The sequence below is a fragment of the Niallia sp. Sow4_A1 genome, from assembly GCF_052116745.1.
GTDB lineage: Bacteria > Bacillota > Bacilli > Bacillales > Cytobacillaceae > Niallia > Niallia hominis.
In genome coordinates this window covers 86,157-97,573 of the sequence record NZ_JBQKKM010000002.1, presented here as the reverse complement: position 1 = coordinate 97,573, position 11,417 = coordinate 86,157, and the positions used below count along the sequence as shown (strand labels likewise).

The window sequence follows — 11,417 nt, the reverse complement described above, 5'->3', positions numbered from 1 at the left end:
AGAATTTTTATCTGTTACTCTTTTGATTGTTTATTTAAAGAAGAGGGATTAGAGAGTGGCTCTCTGTTACCTTGTCACTCCTTTTCTCTCGCTTTCGGGCTTAGAGAGCCGCTCTCTCTTTTCCTTTCTACACTTAAACACTTATCACTAGCAATCCCCCTACTCACTAAAAAAAGAACGACGTTGCCAAAATAGGCTCAGTCGTTCTTTTTTTATTAGTTTGCACCTGTCAATGACCATTTATATAGTTCATTATGGAAACCGAAAATCTTTGGTCCTCCAAATGCTACATCTTTCGATACTGCTGCAAAGTCATAGTCAGAATATAATGTAAAGATTGGCAGTTCTTCACTCCAAATTTCTTGAAGTTCATTATAAATCTGTTTACGTTTTTCTGTATCTGGTTCTTGTTTTCCTTTTTCAAGTAATTCGTCTACCTTTGGATTGTTATACATCGTGTAGTTGCTTGATCCACTTGAACCATATATCGTAGTTAAATCTGGATCAATTGTATTAGTAAAACCAATTAACATTAAATCATAATCTCCAGCTTTCGCTTTTGACATAATAGTTGGGAAATCATACGTTGTCGTATTAAGCTTTAAGCCAACCGCTTTTAGATTTTCTGCAATAATATTTGCTGATTGCTCACGTACTTTATTTCCGATTGGTACAACGAATTCAATCGTCTTATCGAAATCCCATCCGGCTTCTTCTAATAGTTGCTTCGCCTTTTCTGGATCATATGTGTATGTTTCTAGATCTTTATTCAGGTATGGACTGATAGACGTATAAGGTCCGTCTATAATTTCTCCTTCCCCTTTCAGCAATTGATCAACAATCTTTTGACGGTCGATTGCATATGCAATTGCCTGTCTCACTTTTTGGTCTGACATTGTATCCATATTAAAACTCATGTTTTGATATCCATACGTTTTCTCTGTTTTTGTGGTTACATTATCAAAGCCTTCTACTGTTTCAAAATCTTGAACTGCTATTTTCCCGATACCTCCGGCTGCATTCATATGAATCTCCCCTGTTTGTAATTGGGCTACAAGGTTTGCAGCTGGCATGATTTTCACGAATAATTTATCTAATTCTACTTCTCCTAAATAGTAGTCATCATTTTTCGCATATTCGATATACTGATCTTTCGCATACTTAACAAATTTGAAAGGTCCATTGGTTACAGTTGGACTCATCATGAAAGGATCTTTTTGTAAATTTTCTGGTGCTACGTCCTTTAGTATATGTTCTGGTAGAATCATAAATTTTGATCCTAACTGTTCTTTTACCATATTCGGATCAACAGGTTCCTTTGTTTTAAATTGAATTGTCTTATCGTCAACAATCGTTAAAGAAGGTATTTCTGTTACACCGTCTGGAAGTTTTCCATTTACCGTTAACCCGTCTAATTGGGTTAAATAAGCTCCAACAGCTGTTTCAGTCTTTGGATTGGCAACTAAATTCAAAGTAAAGGCAACGTCTGCTGAGGTAACTGGCGTGCCATCTGACCAATTTGCATCCTTATTAATCTTTATTGTAAATGTTTGATTATCCTCTGTCTCAAACGATTCTGCTAGTTTTGGTGTGAATTCTAATGGTGCCGTCATTTCTAGGAAAGTATCAAACATAAACTTTTCTAACCATGCTGCTGCAATATCAGAAGAGTTTATTGGATTAAAGCTTACTGGAGCATTTACTAGGCCGAGATACATCGTATTTTCTTTTGACCCTCCACTTGTTGATGCTGTATTATTTGCACCAGCACATGCTGAAAGCAACAATAATATCACAATGGAAAACATGCTAAATATTGTTTTAAATTTTTTCATGATTTTTCCCCCGTCTATTTTCTATAATGTTAGTAAATAACAAACTCCATTATTTAAGGCTCTTCGGATCCATTGCATCCCTTAATCCATCTCCCATAAAGTTAATAGATAAAACGGCAAGTAATATCATTACTCCAGGAGGAATCCATAACCAGGGCTGCGTTGCTAGTACTGTAATAGATTGAGCTTCGTTTAACATATTTCCCCAGCTTGCTGTTGGAGGCTGAACGCCCATTCCAAGAAAACTAAGGGAAGCTTCCATAATAATGGCAGAAGCAATACCAAATGTAGCATTTACTAAAATAGGTGCAATACAGTTTGGTAGAATATGCTGAAATACAATTTTAGGCGTTGAATAGCCTAGGGCAACCCCCGCTTTTACATAATCCATTTCTTTAATTGTTAGTACACACCCTCTTACTAATCTGGCGATTGACGGCCAACCAAGCAAGCCTAATACCAAAATAACGTTAAAAAGACTAGGTCCCATTATGCTTACAAGGACTAAAATAACCATTAAATACGGAAATGACATAAATATATCTGTAATACGCATGATGACCATGTCTACCCATTTTCCAAAGTATCCTGCAATCGCTCCTAGAATGGTACCAATGGCAACATAGATTGCAACTGCCCCTACTCCTACTGATAAGGAAACTCTAGCAGCATATAATAGGCGACTAAACAAATCTCTGCCCACTTCATCTGTACCAAGGATATTCACAGCAGAAGGAGGTGCCGCAAATTCTCCATCTACCGAATATGGATTATGTGGTGCAATTACTGGAGCAAAGACTGCAATCAAAACCATTAATGAAAAAATAATCAGCCCACCAACTGCTAGCTTATGTTTAAAAAAACGCTTTGTAATTAGTTTCAGGTAGCTTTCTTCATTCCCCAACTGTTCTTGAACAGGAATCACCACATTATTTACTGGTAAATCCGTATCCATTTTCACATTAGGAATACTCATGTTCACTCCCCCTTAGTTATACTTTATTCTTGGATCCACAACAGCATATAAAATATCAGTAATCAAATTAGAGAAGAGTACAGCAAGTGCTGCGATAAAATTTATCGCCATTAATGTTGGATAGTCCCGTGATGAAATGGACTGAATCGTTAATTGACCTAAACCAGGCCATTGAAAAATTTGCTCTGTTACTACTGCCCCACCAATTAAAATCGGTATCTCCATCCCAATAATAGTAATAATAGGAATAAGCGCATTTTTTAATCCATGTTTGTTGGTAACGATAAATTCCTTTAATCCCTTCGCTCGAGCAGTCCGCAAATAATCCTGCCCCAATACTTCTAGCATGCTACTTCTTACATAACGGACTGTACTTCCTGCAATGGCAGTCCCTAATATAGCTGCTGGCATAATAAGGTGAAATAATGTATCAGCAAATCCACCGTTGCTACCAAGTGTAAACATCCCACCTGTAGGTAAAATATTTAAAACGAGAGCAAAAACATAAATACTTCCTAATCCTAAGAAAAAGTTAGGAATAGATACACCTAAAAAGGAAAAGGTAGTTGTTAAATAATCAATCCACGAATACTGCTTGGTGGCACTTAAGATTCCAATTGGAATGGCAATGATATAAGCAATAATTAAGGCAGTGCTCATAAGAAGTAAGGTTGGCCCAACTCTATTTAGCACTAAGTCCAATACTGGTTCATACGTGGTATAAGAAAATCCAAAATCTCCTTGAAGAAGATTTCCGAGCCATCTAAAGTACTGAATGTAAATAGGATCATTAAGTCCCAATGCTTCTTTCTTCGCATCGATATCTGCCTGGGTTGTATCTGGATTAATATACATATCCACAGGGTTACCTGGAGCTAGGTTAATAATGAAAAAGTTAAAAACAGTTACTCCCAGCAACACTGGAATGGCAATTAATAATCTCCTAATAATATATTGAAACAATCAAATCTCCCTCCTTTAATTTAGTGGAAAATGGCAGGCGACTGAATGATCTGTAGCATTCAATAGCGGCTCCTTCTCCTTACAAATAGCTTGAGCCATTGGACATCTTGTATGAAATCTACAGCCCTTTGGTGGATTTGCTGGACTTGGAACATCTCCTTCCACGACAATCCTTTCTCTATTTCGAAGATGGGGATTAGGAATAGGATAAGCACTTAACAATACTTTCGTATAGGGGTGCTTGGGATTTTTAAAGATTTCTTCTGTTTTTCCAATTTCAACGATTTTTCCTAGATACATAACAGCTATTCGATCACTTATATATTTAACTGCTCCTAATCCATGCGCGATAAATAAATAGGTTAAGTTAAATTCCTTTTGCAAATCTTTTAATAGATTTAACACCTGTGCTTGAATAGAAACGTCCAATGCTGACACTGGTTCATCACAAACAATCAATTTCGGATTTAGCATAAGCGCTCTAGCAATGCCAACCCTTTGTCTTTGACCACCAGAAAATTCATGAGGATATCTACTTTTATGAAATTTAGTTAATCCTACTATTTCAAGTATTTGGTCTACCTTTTTGTTTGCCTCTTCTTTCGTGGCAAGTCGATGGGCAATTAATGGTTCTGCCAATAAATCGCCTATTCGCTTACGTGGATTAAGAGAAGAATAGGGATCCTGAAAGATTATTTGCATCTCCGTCCTAATTTTTCTTAATTCCTTATGCTGAATTGTCGCCATATCCTTTCCTTCAAATAACACTTTTCCGTCTGTCGGTGGATCAAGCTTTACGATTGCTCTTCCTGTAGTGGATTTCCCACAACCAGACTCCCCGACAAGGGAAATGGTTTCACCAGGATAAATCGAAAAATTAAGCCCATCCACCGCTTTGACATGACCAACTGTTTTCGATAAAATCCCCTTCTTAATTGGATAGTATTTCTTTAGGTTTTGAATTTCTACTAACGGTTGTAGTTGTTTGAATATTCCGTCTTTTATAGGTAAAGTTTCTATGCTCATACAGTAACCTCCCTCTCTTCATTTGACATACTCTCTTGCTGTTTTTCCTCATATAGCCAACAACGAACTTTATGATTTCGTTTATTGTCTATGCTAATATGGGGAGGTTTTTCGGCAATGCATTTTTCAGTCACGTAAGGACATCGTGTGTGAAACCTACAGCCTTTAGGCATTTGCTGCAACGTTGGAACAGAACCGGGAATGGAATATAGCTTTTCCTGAGCATCATACTCTAGGTGTGGGATAGAGTCGATTAAGCCTTTCGTGTAAGGATGCTTCGGCTCATCAAAAAGAGTAAAGACATCTGCTTCTTCTACTACTTGTCCCGCATACATGACAATTACTTTATCTGCCATTTCTGCAATTACACCTAAGTCATGTGTAATCATCATAATAGCTGTCTCTGACTCATTTTTTAAGCTTTTCATTAATTCAAGAATCTGTGCCTGTATCGTTACATCTAATGCAGTAGTTGGCTCATCTGCAATTAATAGCTTAGGTTTACAAGATAGCGCCATCGCTATCATTACCCTTTGTCGCATTCCTCCAGAAAGCGCATGTGGATATTCATCTATAATTACCTCCGCTCTCGGAATACCTACTTTCTTAAGCATTTCTACCGCATAGCTTTTAGCTTTCTTAGCATTTAAACCCATATGTAAACGAATCAATTCCACCATTTGATTACCAATTGTAAAAACTGGATTTAAAGAGGTCATTGGTTCTTGAAAAATCATAGATATTTCATTTCCTCTAACCTTACGCATTTCTGCTTCTGTTAATTTTGTTAAATCATTTCCATTCAGATTAATCGAACCGTTTTTGATATATCCATGTTTTCCTAGCAACCTCATAATGGATAAAGAAGTTACACTTTTACCACATCCAGACTCTCCCACAATACCAATGGTTTCACCTGGTTGAAGCTGAAATGAAACCTCTTCTACCGACACAACCTCTCCCTTATCCGTCCGAAAAGCCGTTTGCAGTTTATCCACTTCTAAAATATTCTCCCCCATACTTCCCCTCCTAAATATAAAGCGTAAGCGCCTGGTTATCAGCGTACAAACTGGAAGAACACCGACTGAGATAAAGGAAACACAGTGAACGTTAGTGAACTGATGTTGACTTATCGTAGGGAGGTGATCAGAAGTTTGCTAGCTGATAGGCGCTGGAGCTAGATTGGTCTCTAACTTAGAATCTTAATCCCTGTTATTTCGTAAAGCGTAAGCGCCTGGTTATCAGCGTACAAACTGGAAGAACACGTTCTTTCGATAAAGGAAACACAGTGAACGTTAGTGAACTGATGTTGACTACGCAAAAGAGGTGATCAGAAGTTTGCTAGCTGATAGGCGCATACTACTTAGAGAATGCTAGAATCTAATTCTAGTTTTATATAGTAGAACTATTTACTAAAGCCTCCGTCTTTTCTGCATTCGTATAATAATCTACCAAGCTTAAAAATATTTTAGCTGTATGAAGCAATGCCCTTTCATCAAAAGTGAATTTTGGATGATGATGAGGATACACAGCATCAATTTCTTCATTTCGAGCTCCAACCGAAAAGAAACATCCAGGACGATTTTGCAGATAGTAAGAAAAATCTTCTCCACCCATGCCTGGTTTTTCTATTTTTACAAGCTTGCTTTCTGGTAAGACGTCGATCAAACACTTTTCTAAAATATTCGTTTCATCTGCTGTATTAACAGTAGATGGATAGCCTTTTGCATAATTAAATGCATATTCTGCATGAAATGCTTTACATACACCACTAATCAACTGCTCCATCTCTTCCTCAATCAGGGACCGAACATCCTCATCGAATGTGCGGACTGTTCCAGTTAGTTCAGCCGTATCTGCTATGACGTTCCCTGCATTTCCTGCATGGAATGAACCGATCGAAATTACTGCAGGCTTTTGCGGGTTAACCCTTCTACTCACAATATGTTTTAAATGATTAGCAATTTGGGCACCAACTGCAACAGAATCAATCGTTTGATGTGGAGAAGCACCATGTCCACCTTTTCCTTGGATTTTTAATTCAAAGGCGTCACTTGCAGCTGAAACAGGTCCTATTCCATAAAGAACACTTCCTAGTTCAGCACCAGAAGCTAAATGAGCACCATAAACAACATCGACCCCATCTAAACACCCATCTTCAATCATCGCAATGGCTCCCCCTGGCGGCAATTCTTCAGCATGCTGATGTAGCAGCACCACATTTCCAGCTAAGTCATCCGCATTCTCTTGTAGAACCTTCGCTACAGCTAATAAGGTAGCGGTATGCCCATCATGTCCACATGCATGCATCACACCTGGTACCTTCGATTTAAAATCAACGTCTTTCTCATCCTGAATAGGCAATGCGTCAAAGTCTGCTCGTAAAGCAATCGTTTTTCCTGGCTTTGCCCCATAAATTTTGCCGACAACTCCGTTTCCACCGACATTCCGTCTGACCTCAATACCGAAGCTTTCTAATAAGTCACCAATCATTTTACTTGTATTTACTTCTTGAAAAGACAGCTCTGGATTTTCGTGTAAATATCGTCTCCACTCTACCATTTGGTCATACATTGCTTCGATTTCTTTGTACCATTTATCTAACATCTATTAATCGCTCCCATCCCATTTATTTTTCGAAAATGCCTTTTTATCGAACTGGTTCAGCAAGATTTTCTTTCACCTGTGACGATACATAATTATCGACAATACTTAGGAACGCTTTTCCAGTATTAATCATTGCCCTTTCATCAAAATCGAACATTGGATGATGGTGAGGATAAGCTTTTCCATCTGCTACCTGTGCCCCTGTATGAAAAAACATGCCCGGCTTTTCAAGCAAATAATAGGAGAAATCCTCTGCCCCCATAATTGGTACGGAACGAACTAACATATTCTTATCAAGTGAATCTTCAATGACCTTTTCAAAAACCTCTACTTCTTCCTCATGATTATAAACTGCAGGGTAACCCTTAATATAATTAATCTCACAAGTAGCCTGCATACTTTCGCAAATTTCATTTGCCATTAATTTAATTTCTTCTTCCATAAATAAACGCAAATCTTTATCTAGCGTTCTTACAGTTCCTGTCATCACCGCAGTATCGGCAATTACATTTTTAGCATTTCCTCCATGGAAGGAACCTATAGACAATACAACAGGATTTAATGGATCAACCCGTCTACTAGCAATATATTGTAACTGGCTTACTAATGCAGTACCGATAGCAATAGCATCCACCGTTTCATGGGGAGCAGAACCATGTCCGCCCTTTCCTTTAATCGTAATTTCAAAAGCGTCGGCTGCCGCCTGGGAATAGCCTGGTTTATAATAGTACTTTCCTAATTCATTTAGAGAAGATAGATGGGAGCCATAAACAACATCTACATCTTTTAAACAATCATCTTCAATCATCGCCTTTGCTCCACCTGGCGACATCTCTTCTGCATGCTGATGAAGCAATACAATATTTCCTGTAATACTGTCTCTATTATCTTGAAGAACCTTTGCCACTGCTAATAAGGTGGCGGTATGTCCATCATGCCCACATGCATGCATGACACCAGGGACCTTTGATTTATATGGTACATCCTTTTCATCTTGAATTGGTAGAGCGTCAAAATCAGCACGCAATGCAATTGTTTTTCCAGGTTTCGCACCATAGATTTTTCCAACAACTCCTCTACCGCCTACATTTCTCCTTACCTCAATACCGAATCCTTCTAAAATTTCAGCAATCATTCTTGGTGTTTCCACCTCTTGGAAAGATAGTTCCGGGTACTGGTGAAAATGCCTTCTCCATTCAACCATTTGATCAAACATCTGCGCTAATTCACTATGCCATTTTTTTAACATACTACCCCTCCTAATAATTTTGCTCTTAATAAGGCATACCTCCTGAGAAGAAAAAATGGAGCTTAAACCAATACTTCATTTCGATTTCTTTTATATTAACGGTAATTTCCAATAAAGTATAATAAGAATTTTTAATCATCGAAATATTCAGAATTAAATTTATAACTGCTACATTTTTATCAAATCTTTCTATATAAAGGTTGTTATCGTTTACAATTTTCTTTTCTTATAGACGAAATGACATTCCTAAATTCTATAAAAAAACAACCTTGCAACTCCTTTTGAAAATGGAGTTGCAAGGTTGTTTTCGTAAATTCCTATAAGACTTTACTTAAGAAGGATATTGTTCGCTCTTCCTTAGGATTACTAAATAGCTTTACTGGAGTATCTTCTTCTACAATATATCCTCCATCCATAAAAATAACTCGGTCGCCAACCTCTCTAGCAAATCCCATTTCATGTGTTACGACAATCATTGTCATTCCTTCCTTTGCAAGATCCTTCATTACTTCCAATACCTCTCCTACCATTTCTGGATCTAGGGCAGATGTAGGCTCATCAAATAACATAATACTTGGTTCCATCGCTAAAGCTCTTGCAATTGCTACACGCTGTTTTTGTCCACCTGAAAGGGAATCAGGATATACTTTTGCTTTATCCTCTAAGCCCACTTTCTTTAATAACGCCAGTGCCTTTTCCTCGGCCTCTTCCTTCGATACTTTCTTTACCTTCATTGGAGAAATCATGATATTTTGCAGAACCGTTTTATGGGGAAATAAATTAAACTGTTGAAATACCATGCCTACATCCTTACGAACTTCATTAATATTAGTTGTCTTATCGGTAATATTCTTCCCTTTAATGTGAATGGTCCCATCTGTTATACTCTCTAATAAATTGATACAACGTAGAAAAGTAGACTTTCCAGATCCAGAAGGGCCAATAATAACAACTACCTCTTGAGGGTTAATCGTTATACTAATATCCTTCAATACTTCATTATTTCCAAAAGACTTTTTCAATTTATCTACAACAATCATTCTGTTTTCAACCTTCTTTCCAAACGAGTTAAGAAGAAGCTTAATGTTAAAGTTAGAACTAGGTATATAACAGCTACTGTTAAATATGGCTCCCAAACTCGATTATATTGCCCCATCATGAGCCTTGCATAATACATTAACTCCGGTGCAGCTATAACCGCTGCTAAAGAGGAATCTTTAATCAAAACGATAAATTCATTGCCAAGTGGTGGGATCATTCGTTTTACTGACTGTGGCAGGATTATGTAGCGCATTGCCTGTACATGGGTCATTCCTAAAGACCTTGCAGCTTCCATCTGTCCGCGGTCAATAGATTCAATTCCGGCTCGAAAAATCTCTGCAATATAAGCAGCCGCGTTTAGCGATAATGCGACTATTGCTGCTACCATAGCATTTGTAGTGTTCAAGAATAACGGGATGAACCCAAAATGAATAATTAAGATTTGTACAAAAAGGGGCGTTCCACGGAAAACCGCAATATAGCAGCGAAACGGAAGGGAAATCCACTGATTTTTTGCTATTTTACCAAGACCAATTAATAATCCTAAAATGGTCCCAAACACAATTGCATATAAGGATAATTGAATGGTTACTAATATACCTTTTTTAAATAAATCAGCATATTCCCAAATTATCGTGAAATTAAAATCCATTACTTCTCCTCCAAAAAACAGTATTACTGCTATCCATTTACTTTTTAAGTAATAGAAAACCTCAAATTTCTTTAAAAAAAGGTACTCAGAAGGACCTTCCCTCACTTAGCTACAATATGGAAGAAATTTGTGCTCCCTAATTGTTCAAGCGGGGAAATGCCTATTTTTGAGTACCCTTCCTCATCTGTAATATTTCTATTGTTGTGCTTTTAAATTTTCAATATCTGGTTCCTGACCAAACCATTCTTTATATATTTCTGCATATTTTCCATTATCTAAAATCGCATTAAGCCCTTCGCTTAAATCCTCCACAATTTCGCTTCCTTTAGGGAACATGAAACCATAATATTCAGATTCGAATCCTTCCTTATCTTCAATAACCGTAAAGTTATCCTGTGGATTATTTTTAGCATAGGTTTCTAGTACTGCATTATCTGCAACAACTGCATCTGCACCATTATTTTTCATTTCAAGAATAGCTAAATTATTATTCTCAAATTTTTTCACTTTCTCATTGCCATTTCCTAATAGTGCATCCACTGCATCTGCACCTGTTGTTCCTGCTTGAACTGCTACTGTCTTATCTACCAAATCAGCAGCTTTTTCAATATCCGTTCCTTCTGGAGCTAAAATTTTATTAGTACTTTCAAAATAAGGAATAGAGAAATCATAAGATTTTAATCGGTCATCGTTAATCGTAATGGCAGATAAACCTACATCTGCTGTTCCATTTTCTAATTCCGCAAAAACAGGATCCCATCCAACATTAACAATTTCAAAATCATATCCTGCTTCTTTTGCAGCAGCAGTGAAAATATCCACATCAAAACCTATAATCTTGTCTTTATCCATGTATTCAAATGGTGCATAGGCCGCGTCGGTTACTACTCTCAATTTCTTTTTGCCTTCTTCATCACTATTTGATTTTTCTGAGCTTGTACCACATGCAGCTAGAACTAGTACTATCGACATAAATAAAGCAAATAAATACCCTTTTTTCTTCAATGTAATTCCCCCTCTTTTGATGTAAAATTTTATATTTATATAATATAGAATTTTCCGATAATA

At 37.2% G+C, this 11,417-nt stretch carries 10 protein-coding genes; all 10 read right to left on the bottom strand.

Annotated elements, in window-relative coordinates; translation table 11 throughout:
- Nucleotides 1-215 precede the first annotated feature (215 nt).
- The 10 genes from ACTQ5K_RS01665 to ACTQ5K_RS01620 all read right to left on the bottom strand — a co-directional run bounded on the left by ACTQ5K_RS01665 (nt 216) and on the right by ACTQ5K_RS01620 (nt 11,354).
- Nucleotides 216-1,835: an ABC transporter substrate-binding protein gene (locus ACTQ5K_RS01665; protein WP_031539558.1), complete on the bottom strand. Its 1,620-nt coding sequence runs from the start codon at nt 1,833-1,835 to the stop codon at nt 216-218.
- A gap of 49 nt (nt 1,836-1,884) precedes the next feature.
- Nucleotides 1,885-2,811, bottom strand: coding sequence for an oligopeptide ABC transporter permease (gene opp4C, locus ACTQ5K_RS01660; RefSeq protein WP_031539559.1), 927 nt, complete (start codon nt 2,809-2,811; stop codon nt 1,885-1,887).
- A gap of 12 nt (nt 2,812-2,823) precedes the next feature.
- The gene (locus ACTQ5K_RS01655) at nt 2,824-3,774 is read right to left on the bottom strand and encodes an ABC transporter permease (protein ID WP_031539562.1); all 951 of its coding nucleotides are present in this window, start codon (nt 3,772-3,774) and stop codon (nt 2,824-2,826) included.
- 15 nt (nt 3,775-3,789) lie between these two features.
- Nucleotides 3,790-4,800 (bottom strand): ABC transporter ATP-binding protein, encoded by a 1,011-nt coding sequence (locus ACTQ5K_RS01650; RefSeq protein WP_235248885.1) that lies wholly within the window; start codon nt 4,798-4,800, stop codon nt 3,790-3,792.
- Complete coding sequence (locus ACTQ5K_RS01645; RefSeq protein WP_235248897.1) at nt 4,797-5,819, bottom strand: ABC transporter ATP-binding protein; 1,023 nt, start codon at nt 5,817-5,819, stop codon at nt 4,797-4,799. Before ACTQ5K_RS01645 ends, ACTQ5K_RS01650 begins: the two co-directional genes overlap by 4 nt.
- A gap of 373 nt (nt 5,820-6,192) precedes the next feature.
- Nucleotides 6,193-7,407, bottom strand: coding sequence for a M20 family metallopeptidase (locus ACTQ5K_RS01640; protein ID WP_441993354.1), 1,215 nt, complete (start codon nt 7,405-7,407; stop codon nt 6,193-6,195).
- 43 nt (nt 7,408-7,450) lie between these two features.
- On the bottom strand, nt 7,451-8,656 hold the full coding sequence (locus tag ACTQ5K_RS01635; protein WP_031539569.1) for an amidohydrolase: 1,206 nt from the start codon (nt 8,654-8,656) through the stop codon (nt 7,451-7,453).
- Nucleotides 8,657-8,973: 317 nt separating this feature from the next.
- The gene (locus ACTQ5K_RS01630; RefSeq protein ID WP_031539545.1) at nt 8,974-9,696 is read right to left on the bottom strand and encodes an amino acid ABC transporter ATP-binding protein; all 723 of its coding nucleotides are present in this window, start codon (nt 9,694-9,696) and stop codon (nt 8,974-8,976) included.
- On the bottom strand, nt 9,693-10,349 hold the full coding sequence (locus tag ACTQ5K_RS01625) for an amino acid ABC transporter permease (RefSeq protein ID WP_031539543.1): 657 nt from the start codon (nt 10,347-10,349) through the stop codon (nt 9,693-9,695). The genes ACTQ5K_RS01630 and ACTQ5K_RS01625 overlap by 4 nt, the downstream gene beginning before the upstream one ends.
- Nucleotides 10,350-10,544: 195 nt before the next feature.
- Entirely contained in the window at nt 10,545-11,354 is an 810-nt protein-coding gene (locus ACTQ5K_RS01620; RefSeq protein ID WP_031539541.1) for a basic amino acid ABC transporter substrate-binding protein, read from the bottom strand.
- Between the last annotated feature and the right edge of the window lie 63 nt (nt 11,355-11,417).